Annotated in this window: 16 protein-coding genes and 1 tRNA gene; 13 read left to right on the forward strand and 4 right to left on the reverse strand. The window is 40.9% G+C overall.

Going from position 1 to position 20,523, the window contains the following annotated elements:
* Positions 1-72: 72 nt before the first annotated feature.
* The gene (ectB, locus tag CGICJO_RS05515; RefSeq protein ID WP_486499928.1) at positions 73-1,344 is read right to left on the reverse strand and encodes a diaminobutyrate--2-oxoglutarate transaminase; all 1,272 of its coding nucleotides are present in this window, start codon (positions 1,342-1,344) and stop codon (positions 73-75) included.
* A 296-nt stretch (positions 1,345-1,640) separates the two neighbouring features.
* Between ectB and CGICJO_RS05520 the strand changes: the two genes are divergently transcribed.
* From CGICJO_RS05520 to CGICJO_RS05550, 7 genes are all read left to right on the forward strand, one after another.
* A complete protein-coding gene (locus CGICJO_RS05520; RefSeq protein ID WP_087376423.1) occupies positions 1,641-1,859 on the forward strand; it encodes a DUF896 domain-containing protein in 219 nt (72 codons plus the stop codon).
* A gap of 49 nt (positions 1,860-1,908) precedes the next feature.
* Positions 1,909-3,192: an HlyC/CorC family transporter gene (locus CGICJO_RS05525; protein ID WP_242968229.1), complete on the forward strand. Its 1,284-nt coding sequence runs from the start codon at positions 1,909-1,911 to the stop codon at positions 3,190-3,192.
* 197 nt (positions 3,193-3,389) lie between these two features.
* Positions 3,390-4,184, forward strand: coding sequence for a ClpP family protease (locus CGICJO_RS05530; protein WP_486499929.1), 795 nt, complete (start codon positions 3,390-3,392; stop codon positions 4,182-4,184).
* Positions 4,185-4,243: 59 nt separating this feature from the next.
* The gene (locus tag CGICJO_RS05535) at positions 4,244-5,197 is read left to right on the forward strand and encodes an undecaprenyl-diphosphate phosphatase (RefSeq protein WP_486499930.1); all 954 of its coding nucleotides are present in this window, start codon (positions 4,244-4,246) and stop codon (positions 5,195-5,197) included.
* A 59-nt stretch (positions 5,198-5,256) separates the two neighbouring features.
* The gene (locus tag CGICJO_RS05540) at positions 5,257-8,019 is read left to right on the forward strand and encodes an FtsK/SpoIIIE family DNA translocase (RefSeq protein WP_486499931.1); all 2,763 of its coding nucleotides are present in this window, start codon (positions 5,257-5,259) and stop codon (positions 8,017-8,019) included.
* Positions 8,020-8,112: 93 nt separating this feature from the next.
* Complete coding sequence (locus CGICJO_RS05545; RefSeq protein WP_486499932.1) at positions 8,113-9,996, forward strand: YgiQ family radical SAM protein; 1,884 nt, start codon at positions 8,113-8,115, stop codon at positions 9,994-9,996.
* 119 nt (positions 9,997-10,115) lie between these two features.
* Positions 10,116-10,532 carry a MerR family transcriptional regulator gene (locus tag CGICJO_RS05550; protein ID WP_087376427.1) on the forward strand — a complete coding sequence of 139 codons (417 nt, stop codon included), beginning with the start codon at positions 10,116-10,118 and terminating at the stop codon, positions 10,530-10,532.
* Here CGICJO_RS05550 and CGICJO_RS05555 read toward each other — a convergent pair.
* A complete protein-coding gene (locus CGICJO_RS05555; RefSeq protein WP_486499933.1) occupies positions 10,512-11,339 on the reverse strand; it encodes a glycosyltransferase family 8 protein in 828 nt (275 codons plus the stop codon). The genes CGICJO_RS05550 and CGICJO_RS05555 overlap by 21 nt on opposite strands.
* A gap of 537 nt (positions 11,340-11,876) precedes the next feature.
* Between CGICJO_RS05555 and CGICJO_RS05560 the strand changes: the two genes are divergently transcribed.
* The 3 genes from CGICJO_RS05560 to CGICJO_RS05570 are packed head-to-tail and all read left to right on the forward strand — an operon-like array spanning position 11,877 to position 15,882.
* On the forward strand, positions 11,877-13,241 hold the full coding sequence (locus CGICJO_RS05560) for an MBOAT family O-acyltransferase (RefSeq protein ID WP_486499934.1): 1,365 nt from the start codon (positions 11,877-11,879) through the stop codon (positions 13,239-13,241).
* An 18-nt stretch (positions 13,242-13,259) separates the two neighbouring features.
* Complete coding sequence (locus CGICJO_RS05565) at positions 13,260-14,663, forward strand: DHHW family protein (protein ID WP_486499935.1); 1,404 nt, start codon at positions 13,260-13,262, stop codon at positions 14,661-14,663.
* A gap of 31 nt (positions 14,664-14,694) precedes the next feature.
* Positions 14,695-15,882 (forward strand): DHHW family protein, encoded by a 1,188-nt coding sequence (locus CGICJO_RS05570; protein ID WP_486499936.1) that lies wholly within the window; start codon positions 14,695-14,697, stop codon positions 15,880-15,882.
* Between the two features lie 188 nt (positions 15,883-16,070).
* On the opposite strand, the gene CGICJO_RS05575 is transcribed toward CGICJO_RS05570, so the two are convergent.
* Entirely contained in the window at positions 16,071-16,394 is a 324-nt protein-coding gene (locus CGICJO_RS05575; RefSeq protein ID WP_486499937.1) for a hypothetical protein, read from the reverse strand.
* Positions 16,395-16,501: 107 nt separating this feature from the next.
* A tRNA-Leu gene (locus CGICJO_RS05580) sits at positions 16,502-16,588 on the reverse strand.
* A 239-nt stretch (positions 16,589-16,827) separates the two neighbouring features.
* On the opposite strand from CGICJO_RS05580, the gene purC reads away from it, so the two are divergent.
* The 3 genes from purC (at position 16,828) to CGICJO_RS05595 (ending at position 20,476) form a co-directional block, all read left to right on the forward strand.
* Positions 16,828-17,532, forward strand: a complete 705-nt coding sequence (gene purC, locus CGICJO_RS05585; protein ID WP_087376433.1) for a phosphoribosylaminoimidazolesuccinocarboxamide synthase — start codon at positions 16,828-16,830, stop codon at positions 17,530-17,532.
* A gap of 167 nt (positions 17,533-17,699) precedes the next feature.
* Complete coding sequence (gene purB / locus CGICJO_RS05590) at positions 17,700-19,136, forward strand: adenylosuccinate lyase (protein ID WP_486499938.1); 1,437 nt, start codon at positions 17,700-17,702, stop codon at positions 19,134-19,136.
* A 62-nt stretch (positions 19,137-19,198) separates the two neighbouring features.
* Complete coding sequence (locus CGICJO_RS05595; RefSeq protein ID WP_087376435.1) at positions 19,199-20,476, forward strand: adenylosuccinate synthase; 1,278 nt, start codon at positions 19,199-19,201, stop codon at positions 20,474-20,476.
* Positions 20,477-20,523: the final 47 nt, after the last annotated feature.

The following is a 20,523-nucleotide window of genomic DNA, read 5'->3' on the forward strand; positions in this document are numbered from 1 at the left end:
TAATAAAAACAACGCCTCGAAAACTCGGGGCGTTAATTTTTTATGGTATATTTAAGAAAACAGATGTATTTATTATTTGTTTTCTTCTTTGAGAACCTCTTTGATTGCGTCTCTTAAAATGCCGAGACCCTCAAGAAGTGTTTCGTCCTCGATAATAAGAGGAGGCATTGTTTTCAAAACAGCGTTCTTTCTGCCTGCGCCCTCGATTATGAGCTTATGGGCAAAAGCGTAATCCTGAACCTTATCGGCAAAGCCCTTTACAGGAATTTCGGAGAAATCAATTCCCCATATAAGTCCTATGCCACGCATTTTAATTCTGCTGTCAAGAGGAAGAATTTCTTTTTCAATAAATTCTTTTTCGATTTCGCCTTTTCTTCTTGTTTCTGCTTCGATGTTATGGCTCAGCATGTATTCAAGACCTGCTTTTGCAGTGATAAAGGCAATCTGATTTCCTCTGAATGTTCCATTGTGCTCGCCCGGTGAGAATACGTCAAGCTCAGGCTTGAACAAAGTCAAAGCAAGAGGGAAGCCGTAGCCGCCGATTGATTTTGAAAGTGTAAAGATGTCAGGCTTAATTCCGGCACGTTCAAAGGAGAAGAAGGTTCCGCTTCTTGCGCAGCCAACCTGAATATCGTCAACTATAAGGAGAATTTCGTGCTTTGTGCAGAATTCTCTCACTCTTTTCAGCCATTCAACATCGAATACCTGAATTCCGCCCTCTGCCTGAATTGTTTCAATAACAAAAGCGGCCGGTTTTTCAACGCCTGAATGGTCGTCGGTGAGAAGTGTTTCCATGTACTTGATTGTGTCAAGCTCAGGGAACATATAAGGTGCAGGAATGTGAACTACATTTGAGTCAAGGGGAACGCCTGCGCCTCTTCTTGAGGCTTTGTCAGTGGTGAGAGCCAAAGCACCCAATGTCATTCCGTGGAATGCGCCCATGAGAGCCCAAACAGTTCTGCGCTTTGTGTACTTTCTTGCAAGCTTCAAAGCGGCTTCAACAGCGTTTGTGCCTGTAGGACCCGGGAACATGATTTTGTAGTCCAAATCTCTTGGCTTCAAAACATTTTCCTCGAAATATTCTATAAAATCTCTTTTAGCTGTGGTATACATATCAAGTGAATGAGTTATACCGTCGTTTGCTATATAGTCGAGAACTTTTTCCTTTATATAATCGTTGTTGTGGCCGTAGTTTACAGCACCTGCTCCGCAGAAAAAGTCTATATATTTATTTCCGTCCTCATCGAAGAAGAAAGCTCCCTTTGATTTAGTGAAAACAGTAGGGAAATGTCTGCAGTATGAACGGACTTCGGACTCGTATTTTTCAAATGCTAAAGTATTCAAACCGATACTTCCTTTCTGATAACTATACATATACAAGTTTTCATTCATTTGCCATTATACAATTACCTGTTAATGAAGTCAACAAAAACAGGACTATTCCTTAATAAAATATTAAGGCTGGAAAGTTTAAAAAATTATGCATAATATCTATCAATTTCAAATGATTTGTGGTAGAATACATTCATACAGTGCTTAGAGGGTATGACATCATTTGCATACTTAAAAACATAAACAATATTGATAAAAAAGCATGTGCGCTGTATAAATATCTTATTTTAGGAGCAGGAGAAAATTATATGCAGGACGATTTACTCAAGAGAATTAACGAACTTGCAAAAAAGAAAAGAGAACAGGGGCTTACAAAAGAAGAGCAGGATGAGCAAAAGGCTCTCTATGCGGTTTATCTCAAAAACTTTCGTGAGAATTTCGACAAGCAGCTTGATTCGGTAAGTGTAAAAACTCCCGACGGCAAGGTTATTCCTTTTAAGGAGTTTAACAGAAAAAAAGATTTATAATTGATGGGGCAGAATATTATTTATAGAAAGATAATTTGAGGTGATTTTTTTGAACGAAAACGCAATAATGGGTATTGTTATATTCATTTGTATATTGTTTTCCGCATTTTTTTCGGGTACAGAAACAGCTTTTTCTACAGTAAATCAGGTAAGACTTAAAAGCTATGCAGACAGCGGCAGTAAAAAGGCAAAGCGTGCCAAGACCGCTCTTTATATCTGCGACAACTATGACAAGACTATTACCACTATTCTTATAGGAAACAACATAGTAAACCTGGGCGGTTCTTCACTTGCCACAGTTTTGTGTATGAATATCTGGGGCGACATGGGTGCGGCTATCGCTACCGGCGCAACCACATTTTTGGTTTTGACATTCGGCGAGATTATACCTAAATGTATAGGAAAAGAGAGCAGTGAAACTATTGCCCTTTATACAGCCGGAATACTCAGAGTATTTATGTTTGTTCTTTATCCTATTGCGCTGTTCTTTATAGGACTGAAAAGTATAGTTATAAAGATGCTGAGAATAAAGAACGACGCACCATCTGTTACAGAAGATGAGCTTAAATACATAATAAATAGTATTGAGGAAGAGGGTGTTCTGGAACAGCAGGAAAAAGAGCTTGTGCAGTCAGCCTTGGACTTTGACGAAAAGACAGCCTTTGAAATCCTCACACCGAGAGTTGACATGACCGCAGTTGACATAGACAGCGATTATGAAACAATGAAAAAGACAATCCTTGAGGAGCGTTTTTCAAGAATACCGGTATATCAGGGAAATTACGATAATATAATAGGTATAATCCACAGCAGAGATTTCCTTGAGGAAATGGCTATGAGCGTAAAGCCAAATATTAAAAAGCTTATTCAGCCTGCCCAGTTTGTTTACAAGAACCAGCGTCTTTCCGATATCCTTACCGAATTTAGAAAAAACAAGCACCATATGGCAATAGTAATCGACGAGTACGGCGGAACATTGGGACTTATCACAATGGAGGATTTGCTTGAGGAAATCGTTGGAGAAATCTGGGACGAGGACGAGGAGGAAGAAAAGCTCTTCACAAAAATCGAGGACGGAACCTACAAGGTAAGCGGCGACATGCCGTTGGAAGAGGTGTTCGGACTGTTCGGTGTAAGCACAAGAAATCTTGATACGGACAGTATAACAATAGGCGGATTTTTCCTTGATAAAAAGGGTGAAATTCCAAAGGCGGGAGATTCTTTGGAGATTGACGACCTGAAGATTACCGTTATGGAAATAGAGGACCAGAGAATTATTACTCTTCTTGTTGGCTATTCAGATAAGGAAGAACCTGCTGAAGAACAAAAATAAAAACTAAAAATTTTCATAGAGGACGTGCATTTTTGTGCGTCCTTTTTATTTTTTAGGGTAAAAATTTCCAATGTGAAAATGCTTAAAATAAAGACTAAAAAACAGTTGAACAAGTGTTGCAATAATGTTATAATCAAATTTAAAGCTATGCATTTTGAGGCTTTTTTCGGGAATAATTTTCTCGGAGGTGTTTTCAAATGGCAAAAGCTGAAAAGAAAAATACAAAGAGCAAAAAGCTCCGACAGGCGTTTTCCGAAGAGGAAAATCCGGTGGAACAGGCTCAGGAGGAAGAGGAAAACAGTCCCCAGCCGGCTCCAATGGAGGACTGCGGCATGATAGCTGCCAGTCACAAGGGGAAAAATATAAGGTGTCTTACGATTATCGGGGAGATAGAAGGTCATTTTATATTGCCTGCTCAGAACAAAACTACAAAATACGAACACGTTATTCCTCAGCTTGTAGCGGTGGAGGAGGATCAGAATGTTGACGGACTTTTGATACTTATAAACACCGTGGGGGGAGATGTGGAGGCGGGTCTTGCCATTGCAGAGGTTATCTCCGGAATGAAAAAACCCACGGTTTCTATTGTTTTGGGAGGCGGACACTCAATCGGAATCCCTTTGGCTGTGGCGGCTAAAAAGAGCTTTATCGCAAGAAGCGCTTCCATGACCGTGCATCCCGTAAGGACAAACGGGATAACCCTGGGAGTGTCCCAGTCCTTTGAGTATTTCAAGAGAATGCAGGACAGGATAAATAACTTTGTCTGCCGAAATTCCAATATTTCAAAGGAAAGATACAGCGAGCTTGTGCTGAATACTGGAGAGCTTGTGATGGATGTGGGAACAATTCTTGAGGGCGAGGACGCTGTGGAAGAAGGTCTTATAGACAGCGTGGGAAGCGTCAGCGATGCTATGGAGTGCCTTTATTCCATGATAGGAAAAGGAAGCTCAAGGACAAAAAGAAAATCAAAGCAGGAAAAAGAAAACAATTAAGGTCAGAAATGCCGCATAAGGGAAAGTCCTTTGTGCGGCAGTCACAACGGAGGTACATAATGTCAATTTTTGAAGCGATTATCAACGGTATCGTGCAGGGATTAACAGAATTTCTGCCAGTATCCAGCAGCGGTCATCTCTCCATAACTCAGCATATTTTGGGAGTTACCGACAATAATCTTTTCTTTAACGTAATGCTGCATATCGGTACTTTGTTTGCGGTATGCGTGTTTTACCACAAGCTTATCTGGAGACTTATCAAGGAGTTTTTCGCACTTGTAAAGGATGTATTCACAGGCAAGTTTAAGTGGTCACAGATGAACGAAGAGCGCAACATGATTATGATGCTCATAATCGGTCTTTTGCCTCTGTTCTTGCTGTTTGTTCCGATTCCTTTTGCCGGAGTCAACGGAAAAGACCTTGCAGATATCTGGACAGGTCAAAAGTATTTTATAATTGTAGGTTTTGCACTTCTTGCAACCTCAGTTCTTCTCACTTTGGGAGATATTAAAAACAAGAAAACAACTCTCAGATACAAGAAAGCCGGAAAGCTTCGTGCAGACGGCGCAGGCAGACGCAGACTTAAAGTGGGCGACGCAATAGTTGTTGGTCTTACTCAGTGCTGTGCAGCTGTATTCCCCGGACTTTCACGTTCAGGTTCAACACTTGCCGCAGGTGAGATGAGAGGACTTAACAAGCAGAAAATGCTTGATTACACCTTTGTTCTTGCAATTCCTTCAATCCTTGCAGCTGCTGTATTGGAGCTTAAAGACGCTTTGGGTGCAGATGGCGGACTTACAGGAAATGTAAGCGTTGGTGCAATTATTGCCGGAATGCTGGCCGCAGCTATTGTGGGATATCTCTCAATAGTTCTCTTTAAGTGGCTTCTTAAAACAGACAAGATGATTGTGTTTATTGCATACACAGCTATTGTAGGTATTGCTGTAATTATAATAAGTATTATTGAAATATCCACCGGTGTAAACGTGTTTACCGGTATGCCAATCGTTTAAAGCCTGGTGTTTAATTTAAATAATTAAAAGACAGGAATAAAAAATCGGAGGTGAGGGGATTGGCAGCGACTAAAAAAACAAGCGGAAAATCAAAAAGCTCCGCATCTTCCAGAAATTCTTCAAAAGGCAGAACGGCTTCAAAGACCCAAACTTCTAAAAGAAAAAATACAAAAAATCAGTCCCAAAGAGAGGGCATGAGCCCCAGAGTAAAGGCTATTTTATATGCTGCCGCCTGTGTTGTATCAGCTATGCTTTTGCTGATACAGGGCGGTCTTGTATGGGGATTTTTCAGGAGTGTTCTTTTCGGTATATTCGGAGTGGCGTCCATAGGACTTCCGGCGTTTCTCGGATACATGGCATACATAACCACAAAGGAAAGAACGCTTTTTAAAGGAAGCATGAAAATGTGGCTTGTTGCCGGTATTGTGTTTGTGCTGGACTGCTTTTTCTATCTGTTCAGTTCGGAACAGTTTTTGGAAACGGGATTTTTCACAGCTATGAAAAACCTTTACATGCAGTCAGCTTCCTCAGCTACAATATTTACATGCAGAGGCGGTATTCTCAGCGGACTTTTGGGATATCCCATGCTTCAAAACATGGGTTATGTTCCCACAATTCTCATATATGTGCTTGCTTTGGTTGTCTTGATTATGCTAATCACCGAGAGCTCAATTTCTGATGTGGGAAGAGCTGTAAAGAAAGCCGGCAAAAAGTCAAATGCTGTTGTGGGCAAAACCTTTGATATGGCAAAGGAAGCCAAGGAAAAGCACCGTCAGAAAAAGGCTATTGAAAGACAGCAGGAAGAAGACCTGTATTACAGCGATTATCCGCCGGATATTCAGTATGAGGATGAATACGGATATAACGACGAATATTATGAGGAAACTCAACCTCAGTATACAAATAATCCGTATATGCCTGTTGACCAAAGAGTTGGAAGCATAGATATTCCTGTGGATGGAATGTCATCTCAGGGAAAAGCTCCGCAGAAAACACAGAGGGACAACAGCGGAAATCTGGGTTCTCAGCTGGTTGAAGCAGTGAGAAAGGGAAACAAAAGGACAAATGTTTCCGATATAGCAAAAGAAATCACCAGAAAAAAACAGAAGGATGAAACCTTTAACACAGACAGTTCCCAGCCTTTGGCGGACGGTATAGAAAACCCTTTTGCAGGGGTCAGCAAGACCGCCGTTCTAAATAGTCAGGAGGAAAGTGAAGCTCATCAGACTGTAGAATATAAGCTTCCACCTGTTCAGCTTTTGAAGCCTCCCGCATCCTCAAACGATTTGGGTGCAATGGAGGAGCTTCAGGGCAACGCCAAAAAGCTTATTTCCACCTTGGAAAGCTTCGGAGTAAAGGCTGAAATCGTGAATATATGCCGTGGACCATCAGTAACCAGATACGAGCTGTCACCGGCTCCCGGCGTTAAAATAAGTAAAATAACAAACCTTGCCGACGATATAGCACTAAACCTTGCCGCAGACGGAGTAAGAATTGAAGCTCCTGTTCCAGGCAAAGCAGCTGTGGGTATAGAGGTTCCGAACAAGGTTGTAAACATGGTTTCAATACGTGAGCTTATCGACTCCGACCAGTTCAGAAAGGGCAAAAGCAAGCTCACCTGTGTGCTGGGAAGAGATATCACCGGAGATATTGTAACCCTTGATTTGGCAAAAATGCCCCACCTGCTTATTGCAGGTACAACCGGTTCCGGTAAGTCTGTATGCGTAAACGCACTGCTTTTGAGTATACTTTATAAAGCTACTCCAGACCAGGTAAAGCTTATACTTATCGACCCGAAGATGGTTGAATTTTCAAAGTATAAGGGAGTTCCACACCTGCTTATTCCGGTTGTGGCAGACGCCAAAAAAGCCGCCGGCGCACTTAACTGGGCGGTTTCCGAAATGCTCCAGAGATACAAGGTATTTTCAGAGTTTGAGTGCAAGGACATATATTCCTTTAATAAGCTTGTAGAAGCAAACATCAAGTTTATGGAGGAAAACAGCACTGACGAGGAAGAACGTCCAATGGAAGTAAACGGTCTGCCCGTTCCAAAGGAAAAATTCCCTCAGATAGTTATCGCCATTGACGAGTTCGCCGACCTTATGATGGCTGCTCCCGGCGAGGTTGAAGAGTCTGTATGCCGACTTGCACAGATGGCAAGAGCCGCAGGTATGCACTTGGTAATCGCCACACAAAGACCGACAGTAAACGTTATCACAGGTGTTATCAAGTCCAACATTCCATCAAGAATTGCCTTGAAGGTTGGTTCAAATACCGACTCAAGAACAATTCTGGATATGGGCGGCGCAGAAAAGCTTATAGGTAAGGGCGACCTGCTCTATATGCCTGTAGGTGCGGCAAAGCCAATACGTGTGCAGTGCTGTTTTGCTTCCGACGACGAAATCGACAGGGTAACAGCCTACACCAAGAAGATGCATAAAGCGGCGTATAACACAGAAATCGAAGAGAAAATAAGAAGAATTGCCGCCGAAGAGATAAACTCCAAGGGTAAATCCTCTGAGACGGTTGATTCGGAAAGTGACGACGACCACGATTCAATGATAGAGGAAGCGATTAAATGTGTTCTTGAAGCCGGTCAGGCTTCAACCTCTATGCTTCAGAGAAGACTGAAAGTGGGATATGCCAGAGCCGGACGAATGATAGACGAAATGGAACAGATGGGAGTTGTAGGCCCTTATCAGGGTTCAAAGCCCAGAGAGGTTCTAATGACATATAATCAGTGGCTGGAACGAAGCAATTTGAGATTTGACAGAGCTCCCGAAAGCGGAGCCGTAAACAACGAGGAAGAGGAAACGTCGTAAGGCTTTTCTCTTCCTTTTATATGTAAGGCTTTAGTTTTCTTAAAAGATATGATATAATGGAAAAAACGAAACAGACTGCTGCGGAGGTTTAGAATGGCTTTTTTACCTATAAATGGAAAAGAAATGAGAGAAAGAGGCTGGGACGGCGTTGACTTTGTAGTTGTTACAGGCGACAGCTATGTTGACCACCCCTCTTTCGGTACTGCTATTATATCCAGAGTTTTGGAAGCTGAGGGTTACAAAGTGGCTGTTCTTCCTCAGCCAAACGTAAACAGCGACATGGATTTTAAACAGTTCGGACAGCCACGACTGGGTTTCATGGTTTCTTCAGGAAACATCGACAGCATGGTTGCCCACTACACCGCCGCCAAAAGAAAGAGAAGCGACGACGCATACACAGCAGGCGGAAAGGCCGGCAAGCGTCCGGACAGGGCGGTTATTGTTTATTCACAGAAAATTAAGTCAATATACCCCGACTCTCCGGTTATAATCGGCGGTCTTGAGGCTTCTCTGAGAAGATTTGCCCATTATGACTACTGGGATGACGCTGTGCGCCCATCTATTCTTTTTGACAGCGGCGCTGATATTTTGTCCTACGGAATGGGCGAAAAGCAAACTGTTGAAATAGCCGACAGATTAAACAGAGGTTTTCCCATTGAAAGCCTTTACGACATAAGGGGCATATGCTATGCTGTGGACACAAAGGACTACACTCCGGGCCCGGCGGTGGACTTGCCATCCTATGAAAGGGTAAAGGAAAATAAAAAGGACTACGCCATAGCCGCAAGAAAAGAGCTTGAGGAGTCCGACGCTGTAAGGGGACGTGTGGTAATTCAGCGTCACGGTAAAAAAATTCTTATACAAAATCCGCCTATGACGCCTCTTACTACAGAGGAGCTGGACAGGGTTTATTCACTTCCTTATGAAAGATATTATCATCCGTCCTATGAGGCCGTGGGCGGCGTTCCGGGTATTCAGGAGGTTGAGTTTTCCATAACCCACAACCGTGGGTGCTTCGGCGCATGTAATTTCTGCTCCATAGCATTCCATCAGGGAAGAGCTATAACTGTAAGAAGTATGGAAAGCGTTATTGACGAGGCGAAAAGACTTACTGAAAACCCGCGCTTTAAGGGCTATATACACGATGTGGGCGGCCCTACAGCAAATTTCCGCCTGCCTTCCTGTAAATTGCAGGAAAAAGCAGGTCTTTGTAAAAACAAGAAATGTCTTGCTCCTACACCTTGTAAAAATCTTCAGGTTTCACATACCGAATATATTGAAATGCTGAGAAAGCTGAGGTCTTTGCCGAAAATTAAAAAGGTATTTATAAGAAGCGGAATAAGATTTGACTATCTTATGGAGGATGAAAGCCGTGAGTTTTTCAGAGAGCTGGTAGCTCATCACATAAGTGGTCAGCTTAAAGTGGCTCCCGAGCATTGTTCGGCGGCGGTTTTGGACAAGATGGGCAAGCCTCATATTGAGGTTTACAAAAAATTCCAGGATGAATTTTACAGGACAACCAAAAAGATAGGCAAGGAACAATATTTGGTTCCTTATCTCATGAGTTCTCACCCAGGCTCTACAATGAAAGACGCTGTGGAGCTGGCTCTGTTTTTGAAAAGGGAAAAAATACATCCCGAACAGGTTCAGGATTTTTATCCAACGCCGGGAACAATTTCAACCTGTATGTTTTACACAGAGCTTGACCCCTACACATTAGAGCCTGTTTATGTTCCGAAAACTCCCGAGGAAAAGGCGATGCAGAGAGCTTTGCTCCAGTATTTTAACCCGAAGAACAAAGCCCTTGTAATAAAAGCTCTTAGAATTGCCGGAAGAACCGATTTGATAGGAACTGGCAAAAACTGCCTTGTAACTCCCGATAGGTCTTTTGTACAAAATAATCAGCAAAAGAACAGAAACAGCGGAAAGAGTAAGCTTTCCAAAAATAAAAAATTATCAAACAAAAAGAAAAGATAGAAAAAAACAACCCCGGAATATTATTCCGAGGTTGTTTTTCTAAAATGTTTGGGAGACTATTGACTTGGAGTTATCTTCAAGTGTTATCATAAATTAAAAAAAGGATGGAGGTTTTCTTTATGACGATTGCCCAAGTCAGCGAAAAATACAATATAAGTGCCGACACTCTCCGCTATTATGAAAAAATAGGACTTATTCCGCCTGTCCGCAGAACCCCGGGAGGTATAAGGGATTATTCCTCCGAGGATTGTGGTTGGGTTGAGTTTATAAGGTGCATGAGAGATGCCGGCGTACAGGTAGAGGCTTTGGCGGAATATGTCAAGCTGTTCCAGCAGGGGGATGCAACAAAAGATGAAAGAAAAAATATCCTGATAGAACAGCGTCAAAAGCTTGTTGAGCAGCTTGAAAAAATACAAAAGTGTATTGAAAGGCTGGATGTAAAAATAAATAATTACGACGGAATAGTTGTTACCGCCGAAAATAAACTTAGAAACGGTTTTGCAGATGGTGAAACCTCAATTTGTGAAAAGTCTTAAGGCAATCTGCATATAGTGTTTATAAAGCAGTCCGAATCTGTGGCGGTACACATCTTTCCAGGGTTTTGATTTTCCGCAGAAATGAAGTATTGCGGTGTTTCTCATAACCCAGTCAGCGTCCGCTGTTCCTCCGCTTCGGAAAAGATAACTGCTGTAGTTTCTTGCATCGTAATTCCAGATAAAATCGTTGATTTCCAGAATTTTATTTCCGTAAAGGACGTTTAAAATATCCTGGTCGGGAAGTATAAGCTCACGGCTGTGGGTCTTGGCAAATCTGAAAATCTCTTCGGGATTTACTTCTCTTCTTGCCATAGGAAGATTTATCAGAAGTACGCCGGAGTTGTAGTATTTGGTTGCTGTCCCCAGTCTAAGTTTGTTTACGCTGTTTGATATATCGGTTTTTCCTGTATGAGCGGCGGCTGCGAAAATATTGCCGCCCATATCCATATCCCAAAGGGGACGGAGAGGATTTATAATAAGCAGATCAGGGTCAAGATAAATTATCTTATCAAGGTCCTCAGGGAGAAGTTTTTGAGCGCAAAGGCGGTAGTACATTTCCTGAGGATAGAGCTTGCCTGTTGGTATGTCCTGAAAATATTTCTCGTCTACTAAAATAGGGAAAAATCCATAACCGAATTTCTCCATTGTCTTTTCAGTTCCGGAAAGACGATTTTTTGAAATGCCTCGGTGAATAAGGTATATGTTGAATTTCTCGCCCGGATTGTTTATATACAAAGAGGTTAGCATTACACTGAGCTGAGGCATATAGTTTTCATCTAAAGTTACCAGTATATTTATCGGTTGCAAAATATCTCCCCTTTATTTTTTGATTGTATTGCTGCCTTTTTGAAAAAGGTAATCACTACTGTTATTGAGAAATTTTATTGCAAAAATGGGAAAAAAACAATAGACAATTTTGCTTTTATGTATAATATTTCCTTAAAAAATAGAAATATATTTTTATTTGGAGAATATTGTAAAAATACATCATTATATGGTTTATACTGAAAAAATATATTGAAATTTTTTAATATAAACAGAAATAAAAATATAAATCGGACAACAGTTTTGTATCCGATTTTTTTCTTTATGCGCTTTATTTATTTAACATGTCATATGTTGTAACAATCGAAACAGTTTCGTCGCTTATGGTAACAATTTTGATAATATTGTTGAATTTAGAAAGTCCTCATTATATAATGAACTTGGCAAGTGTATTTTAATTTTTTTCTGTTTAAGAATTAAAAAAGAGGTAAAATTATTGTTAGGAGCGTATGTATGGTATTTTCAAGTTTGTTTTTTATCTACTTTTTTCTCGCGCTGAATCTCTTGATTTATTCAAGGATGCGTGATATTAAATCAAAGAACATAGTAATGCTTGTATTTTCTTTGATTTTCTATTCATGGGGCGGTCCGCAGTATCTGCTGCTGCTTGTGTCGATGACCTTTGTAAGTTACATAATGGCGTTGTGTATACACACTTACAGGGAACACGAAAAGTTGTTTTTGGTCATAGAATGTGTGATTATGCTGGGGCTTTTGGGCGTGTTTAAGTATGCCGGATTTATGCTCGGCAGCTTTAAGGCTCTTACCGGTATACCCGAGGTTATTCCGGAAATTGCTCTGCCTATAGGTATTTCCTTTTACACATTCCAGCTTCTTTCTTATGTTGTTGACGTTTACAGAAAAGAAGTTCTTCCTCAGAAAAAATTCTGGCTTCTGCTTTTGTACGCCAGTCTTTTCCACCAGTGTATCGCAGGCCCTATAGTAAGATACAAGGACGTTGAACACGATATCTCAAACCGAATTGTTTTACAAAAAGAGGTTGACCGTGGTATCAAGCGTTTCTGCATAGGCCTTGCAAAAAAAGCTATACTTGCCAATGGATGCGCAGTTGTTGCCGATACATTCTTGATTACAAGTGACGCAGCTGCTCTTGCAAAAATCCCTGCAATGGGAATTTGGCTGGGTGTATTCTGCTTTGCTTTGCAGATTTATCTTGACTTTTCAGCCTATTCGGATATGGCGATAGGTATGGGACTTATGGTTGGTTTCCATTATAAGGAAAACTTTAATTATCCTTACCTTGCAAATTCTGTTACCGACTTCTGGAGAAGATGGCATATTTCCTTGAGCACATTCTTCAGAGATTATGTTTATATTCCGCTGGGCGGAAGCAGATGCTCTAAGAGCAGACTTGTTTTCAACCTTTTTGTTGTGTGGTTTTTGACAGGTATGTGGCACGGCGCAAGCTGGAACTACATTCTCTGGGGACTTTACTTTTTCGTATTCCTTGTTTTGGAAAAGAATTTCCTTTTGGAAAAATTCAAGACACTTCCCGGAATTGTCAGCCATCTGTACGCCCTTGTGGTTATATATTTCGGATGGATTTTGTTTAAGTTCGAGGACTTCAACTGCCTCGGCACAGCGTTAAAGGGAATGTTCGGACTTAACGGAAACGGATTCAGCGGACTTCAGGTAGGTCTTACCTTCAGAAATAATATTTTCTTCCTGATTTTTGCTGTATTGGCAGTAACTCCAATCTTTGCAATTATAAGAAGAGGAGTTATAAAGTGGTACAAACAAAGGAATGCAGTTCCGTATCTTGTTTACGGATATGAGATAGTAGCTCCTGTTGCTATGCTTATTCTTTCAACAATGGCTCTTGTAGGCAACAGCTACAACCCGTTCCTTTACTTCCAGTTTTAAAGAAAGGGAGGCGATATTGTGAATAATAATCCGAAAATAAGTAAACAGGATATGAAAAGAAAAAAGGCTTTTAAATCCTATCTTAAAATTAAAAGGGATGTTTTCTTCGGTGTTTTGTTCCTTGTGGCTGTTTTGGGTATAATAATTCCTTTAAGACCAACAGTTTCCACAATAGAAAAAAGAACACTTACAACTTTCCCGGAATTTACCTGGCAGAGTTTTATTGACGGAACATACTTTAACGGGATTTCAACATGGTATGCCGACACCTTCCCTTTCAGAGAAGCTTTGCTTACCGCCAATTCAGCAGTTAAAGGACTTTATGGACTGCAAAGCGAACAGCTTGTGGGAAACTCCGACAAAACCGGTGATGATATTCCTGATACACCGGTGGTTCCTTCATCTGATGAAACCACGGAAGCTACAACAGAAGCCACAACAGAAGCGGCAACAGAAGAAACTACAGAAGAGCAGCTTCCTGACGGCGCAATACATGATATACCGGAGGCTTCCGGAAATGTCTATGTAACAGGCGATACGGCTTTTGGTCTTTACTATTTCAGCACCGACGGTGCAAACGCCTATGTCAATATGATTGATAAGGCTCAGAAAAAGCTTGACGGTGTGGCAAATGTCTACGATATCCTTGTTCCTACCAGTGTTGGAATTATGCTTGATGAGAATGCTCAGGAGGCAATCGGTTCCAGCAATCAGGGAAAAGCCATTGACTATATTTACTCAAGCATCAACAGTGTAAATGATAATATCACCACAGTAAATGCATATGATACACTAAAAAATCACAACAGTGAGTATATCTATTTCAGAACTGACCACCACTGGACAGCTTTGGGAGCATACTATACCTATGTTCAGTTCTGCAACGCTAAGGGAATTGAGCCTACTCCTTTGGATGAATATGAAACAATAGAATTCCCGGGATTTGTAGGTACATTCTACTCCAGCAGTAACCAGGCTCCGTCACTTTTGGGAAATCCTGATACAGTTACCGCATATTATCCAAAGACTACAAATGATATGTACTATATAGGCTCAGACCTTTCTACTATTCAGTGGAATATCATTATGGACGTTACCGGATGGGACAGAGCTTCACTTTACAGCTGTTTTGCCGCAGGTGACGAGATTTATGCCCAGATTGATAATCCTAATGTAAACAACGGACAGTCCTGTGTTGTTATTAAGGAGTCTTACGGAAACGCATTTATTCCTTTCCTTGCAGACCATTACGAACACATTTATATTGTTGACTATCGTTATTTCTATAAGTATCCGGATTACAACAACAGCGTATATCAGCTTGTTACAGAAAATGATGTAGATGACGTTATTTTCATCAACAACGCTGACGCAATGACAAACCCCAACGCCGCAGAGCTTATGAGCGATATGTTCAACTAGATGATTTTAAATTTCACAGAGGAGAAGTATTATGAGTGAAATTAAAAATAATGGAAACAGACGTTACAGTGAGGAAGCTCCTGTAAAGCCTGAAAAGAAAAAAAGAAATTTTCTTCCGGCAATCATAACTATTTTAACTATTATAATTATAGCCGGTGTGGTTGTGGCTTTTTATCCTGAAATAATTTTCGGCGATAAAGACAGCCAGGGGAATGACAATAACCAGACTTCAACCACCGCCGAAACCACAGAGGAAAACACTGAGGAATCACTTCCGGACGGCTCTCTTCATGTTGTGCCCGAGGCGGCAGGAAGCGTTTATGTGGCAGGAGATACAGGCTTCGGCGCATACTATTTCAGTGAAAGCGCAGCCGATGTGTATGTTGAAATGATTGACAAAGCCCAGAAAAAGCTTGACGGCATTGCAGATGTATATGACATACTTGTGCCTACCAGCGTGGGAATTATGCTGGACGATGAAAGTCAGGAAGCAATGGGCATAAGCAATCAGGGTGACGCAATAGACTACATATATTCCGGTATCAGCGAAACAAACAGCAATATAAAGACAGTTGATGTTTTCAGCACACTGAAAAATCACAACAGCGAGTATATCTATTTCAGAACAGACCACCACTGGACAGCTTTAGGCGCATATTATGCCTATGTTCAGTACTGCAACGCTAAGGGAATAGAACCTACTCCTTTGGAAGATTATGAAACCATTGAGTTTACAGACTTTGTAGGAAGCTTTTACTATGAAAGCGACAAAGTGGAAGCTTTGGCTGAAAATCCCGATACCTTGACAGCATATATTCCAAAGACCACCAACGACATGATGTATGTGAATGAAAACCTTGAGGAAATTCAGTGGAATATTATAATGGATGTTACAGGCTGGGATAATTCCTCATATTACAGCTGTTTTGCAGCAGGCGATGAGATTTACGCCCAGATTGACAATCCTAATGTGGATAACGGCGAGTCCTGCGTGGTTATAAAGGAGTCCTACGGAAATGCATTTATTCCTTTCCTTGCAGACCACTACGAGCATATATACATTGTTGACTACAGATATTTTTACGATTATCCGGAATATGAAAACAGCGTGTATAAGCTTGTAACAGAAAACAATGTAAATGATGTTATCTTCATAAATAATTCCGACGCTATGACAAATACAAGCGCTTCGGAGCTTATGAGCGACATGTTTAACTGATAAATAAAAAGCTGTGTTGAATTTTAATTTTCAGCACAGCTTTTTTGTTATAGTTTGGTATAATTATAGAAAACTTTAAGAAATCGACAAGCATTAAAAGTTTGTCGGTATTGGAAGAGTTAATAAGATGAATATCAAGAAAATAAAAATATAATATATAACAGGATAACAGGTTTTTAAATGTTTTTCTAATTTGAAATCTTCTTAATTATAATTTTGTTATCCCCATCTTCCCATTGAAGACTGTTATTAAAAAAAATAAAATTTTGGTAATTTGTATTGTATGTACCATGGAGTCCCAAAGATTTATAAAATGGTTGTGAAGTATCTTCTTCCCACAGAATATCAAGTTTCATTTGCATATACGGAATATCGTAATGTATTTGAATTTCAATGTCATTATAGATATAAACACCTTCTGTGGTTATTACTGTTGTGTCAACTTTACCATAATAACGTTCTCTTTCTCCTATAAAATCTTTAACAGCGTTGAATGAACTATCTTTACTCATTTAAATACTCCTTTCGAATAAATTACATGTTATTTTTTAGACAAACCGTACAAAACTATAGAAACTCGTAAAATAAAAAACTGGAGTAACAAAATGTCACTCCAGTTTGGTGCCGGTGGCCGGACTCGAACCGGCACGGTATCGCTACCGGTGGATTTTGAGTCCACTACGTCTGCCAATTCCATCACACCGGCATGTCGTGTAACAGCTGTTATTATACAACATTGTTTTCAAAAAATCAAGTGTTAATTTTCTTTTTTACCGTATTTTTTTCATTTTTACTGTTAATCCCGTCGCTTTTAAAAAATTTGACATTTATTATGCCTTTATGTCTTGCTTTAAATTGGGATTTATATTATAATGTTAACTGTATGGCAGAAACATATGAAGTTCGGCGTACTATTATGCCGCTATAGCTTTAGGAGGAATTGTAATGAATAAAGCAGAAATGATTTACGAAGGTAAAGCAAAGAAAGTTTATGCAACTGACAACCCTGACTACTGCATAGTTTCCTACAAGGACGATGCAACAGCTTTCAACGGCCTCAAAAAAGGCACTATCGTTGGCAAAGGCGTTGTTAACAACAGAATGAGCAACTTCATGTTCCAGAAACTGGAAGAGGTTGGAGTAAAGACACATTTCGTTGAGGAGCTCAACGACAGAGAAACAGTTGTTAAGAAGGTTGAAATTGTTCCTCTTGAGGTTATCGTTAGAAATAAGGCTGCAGGCAGCCTTTCAAAAAGACTTGGTCTTCCTGAGGGCACACCTATGAAGACTACTGTTCTTGAGTTCTGCTACAAGAACGACGATTTGGGCGACCCAATCGTTAACGAGTATCACATTCTGGCAGCTGAGCTTGCAACTAAGGAAGAGGTTGACAAGATTGCTGAGATGGCTTTGAAGGTAAACGACTACATGGTTCAGTTCTTCAAAGAGTGCAATGTTGACCTTATCGACTTTAAGCTTGAGTTCGGCAGATTCCACGGCGAAATCCTTCTTGCTGACGAGATTTCACCTGACACATGCCGTTTCTGGGATATCAACACAGGCGAGAAGCTCGACAAGGACCGTTTCCGCAGAGATATGGGCGGCGTTGAAGAGGCTTATGCCGAAATGATGAGAAGACTTGGTTTATAATATTATCGGACGATTTGTCTGTAAAGGCAGGCGGCAAAGTTTTTAACTTGCCGCTTGTACTTGTTAATTAAGGTTTTATAAATTTTTGAATAATTTCAATCTAATGTGAATTTTATTTAACTTATAGCCTTTCATCACAGAGTTTTGAAAATTACGGAGGAGTAAAAATGGCCAGAGATACCTATGAATCACCCTTGTCCTCAAGATATGCCGACAAGGAAATGAAATATCTTTTTTCACCGGATATGAAATTCCGCACATGGAGAAGACTTTGGATTGCCCTTGCAGAAGCTGAAATGGAGCTTGGTCTGCCTGTAACACAGGAGCAGATTGATGAGCTCAAGGCTCACAAGGACGACATAAACTATGAGGTTGCCGAGGAAAGAGAAAAGCTTGTCCGCCACGATGTTATGAGCCACGTATACGCTTACGGTGTTCAGTGCCCAAACGCAAAGGGTATTATCCACTTGGGCGCAACTTCCTGCTATGTTGGCGATAACACAGATATAATCATTATGACTGAGGCTTTGAAGCTTGTTAGAAATAAGCTTGTAAATGTTATCAGAGAGCTTTCTGCTTTTGCTGACAAGTACAAGGCTCTGCCAACTTTGGCTTTCACTCATTTCCAGCCTGCACAGCCTACAACCGTGGGAAAAAGAGCTTCTCTGTGGATTCAGGAACTTATGATGGACTTGGAAGATGTTGAATATCAGCTTTCAAAGGCTAAGCTTTTGGGTTCCAAGGGAACAACAGGTACACAGGCAAGCTTTTTGGAGCTTTTCGAGGGCGACCACGAAAAGGTTAAGGCTCTTGACAAGAAGATAGCAGAGAAGATGGGATATCAGGGCTGCTTCCCTGTTTCAGGTCAGACATATTCAAGAAAGCTTGACACACAGATTCTCAATGTTTTAAGTTCAATAGCACAGAGCGCAGCAAAGTTCTCAAACGACATAAGACTTTTGCAGCACCTCAAGGAAATTGAAGAGCCGTTCGAGAAAAATCAGATAGGTTCATCTGCTATGGCTTACAAGAGAAACCCAATGAGAAGCGAGAGAATCGGCTCACTTTCAAGATATGTAATGGTTGACGTTTTAAACGGAGCATTTACAACAGCCACACAGTGGTTTGAGAGAACCTTGGATGACAGCGCAAACAAGAGACTGAGCGTCCCTGAGGCTTTCCTTGCAGTTGACGCAATTTTGAATCTCTATGCAAACGTAGCAGACGGTTTGGTTGTATATCCAAAGGTTATCGAACAGCGTCTTAGAAAAGAGCTTCCGTTTATGGCTACAGAAAATATTATGATGGACGCAGTTAAGTACAGAGGCGCAGACCGTCAGGTTCTCCATGAGAGAATAAGAGTTCATTCAATGGCAGCTTCTAAGGTAATCAAGGAAGAGGGCGGAGAAAACGACCTTCTTGAGAGAATTGCCGCTGACCCCGCTTTCGGCGTAACATTGGAAGAACTTGAAAGTATTTTGCAGCCTGAAAAGTATACAGGCAGAGCAAAAGAGCAGACAGAGGAATTCTTGAGAGATGTAGTAGAGCCTGCTCTTGCAAAGTACAGCGATGTTGAGCTTGAGAAAGCAGAAATTAACGTGTAAGTTATAAGGATTTTATTTAATCCAAAAGATAAAGAAAAATATATTGTTAAGGAGCAGAAAAAATGGTAAAAGCTATTGTTGGCGCTAACTGGGGCGACGAGGGCAAAGGTAAAATTACCGATGTTTTAGCTCAGGAAAGCGACATTGTTATTCGTTTCCAGGGAGGAAGCAACGCAGGTCATACCATAATCAACAATTACGGTAAGTTTGCACTTCATCAGCTTCCATCCGGTGTTTTCCACCAGCATATTTTAAATATTATCGGCAACGGCGTTGCTTTCAGCGTGGAGAATTTTGTTAAAGAAATGAAATCCTTGGAGGAGAGAGGAGTTCCGAAGCCAAATATCGTTGTTTCCGACAGAGCACAGATTGTTATGCCTTATCATGTGGCTTTCGACTGCTATGAAGAGGAAAGACTTGGTAAAAATTCTTTCGGTTCTACAAAAAGCGGTATCGCTCCTTTCTATTCAGATAAATATTCAAAGATTGGTTTCCAGGTTAACGAGCTTTTTGACGATGTGGACAGCCTCAAGGCAAAGATTGTTCACGCTCTTGAAATCAAAAACGCTACCTTGAGAAATCTCTACAACAAGCCTGAAATCACAGTTGACGAGATTTTCAACAAGCTTATGGAGTATAAGGAAGCTTTGGCTCCTTATGTTGCAGATACATTCAGCATTGTTTACGAGGCTGTAAAAGCAGGCAAAAACATTTTGCTTGAGGGTCAGCTGGGCGCACTTAAAGATACAGACTTCGGTATTTATCCGATGGTTACATCTTCAAACACAATCGCAGGCTACGGTGCAGTAGGCGCAGGTATTCCTCCTTACGAGATTAAAGAGGTTGTAACTGTTGTTAAGGCTTATTCCAGCGCAGTAGGCGCAGGCGAGTTTGTAAGCGAAATTTTCGGCGAAGAAGCAGACGAGCTTAGAAGAAGAGGCGGCGACGGCGGCGAGTACGGCGCAACTACAGGCAGACCAAGAAGAATGGGCTGGCTTGACCTTGTGGCAACAAGATACGGCTGCCGTGTTCAGGGTACAACAACAGTTGCATTTACAGTTCTCGACGTTTTGGGTTATCTTGATGAAATCCCTGTTTGCGTTGGCTACGAGCTTGACGGAAAGGTTATCGACTATTTCCCATCAACAACAAAGCTTAAGAGATGCAAGCCTGTTTTGAAGGTTCTTCCGGGCTGGAAATGTGATATTTCAAATATTAAGAAGTATGAGGATTTGCCGGAGAACTGCAGAAACTACATTGAGTTTGCAGAAAAGGAAATCGGCATTAAAATCGGTATGGTTTCCAACGGTCCTTCAAGAGACCACATAATCTACAGATAATTTTGTTATTTTAAATTTTGATTTAATTTTCGGCTGTAAGCCGACGG

The organism is Candidatus Limousia pullorum, assembly GCF_057405065.1.

What these genes read in the sequence shown, in the direction of transcription:
- CGICJO_RS05520 (WP_087376423.1), top strand. Translation starts at nt 1,641, where the DNA reads ATGCAGGACGATTTACTCAAGAGAATTAACGAACTTGCAAAAAAGAAA.
- CGICJO_RS05530 (WP_486499929.1), top strand. Translation starts at nt 3,390, where the DNA reads ATGGCAAAAGCTGAAAAGAAAAATACAAAGAGCAAAAAGCTCCGACAG.
- CGICJO_RS05535 (WP_486499930.1), top strand. Translation starts at nt 4,244, where the DNA reads ATGTCAATTTTTGAAGCGATTATCAACGGTATCGTGCAGGGATTAACA.
- CGICJO_RS05545 (WP_486499932.1), top strand. Translation starts at nt 8,113, where the DNA reads ATGGCTTTTTTACCTATAAATGGAAAAGAAATGAGAGAAAGAGGCTGG.
- CGICJO_RS05550 (WP_087376427.1), top strand. Translation starts at nt 10,116, where the DNA reads ATGACGATTGCCCAAGTCAGCGAAAAATACAATATAAGTGCCGACACT.
- CGICJO_RS05560 (WP_486499934.1), top strand. Translation starts at nt 11,877, where the DNA reads ATGCGTGATATTAAATCAAAGAACATAGTAATGCTTGTATTTTCTTTG.
- CGICJO_RS05570 (WP_486499936.1), top strand. Translation starts at nt 14,695, where the DNA reads ATGAGTGAAATTAAAAATAATGGAAACAGACGTTACAGTGAGGAAGCT.
- CGICJO_RS05575 (WP_486499937.1), bottom strand. Translation starts at nt 16,394, where the DNA reads ATGAGTAAAGATAGTTCATTCAACGCTGTTAAAGATTTTATAGGAGAA.
- purC (WP_087376433.1), top strand. Translation starts at nt 16,828, where the DNA reads ATGAATAAAGCAGAAATGATTTACGAAGGTAAAGCAAAGAAAGTTTAT.
- purB (WP_486499938.1), top strand. Translation starts at nt 17,700, where the DNA reads ATGGCCAGAGATACCTATGAATCACCCTTGTCCTCAAGATATGCCGAC.
- CGICJO_RS05595 (WP_087376435.1), top strand. Translation starts at nt 19,199, where the DNA reads ATGGTAAAAGCTATTGTTGGCGCTAACTGGGGCGACGAGGGCAAAGGT.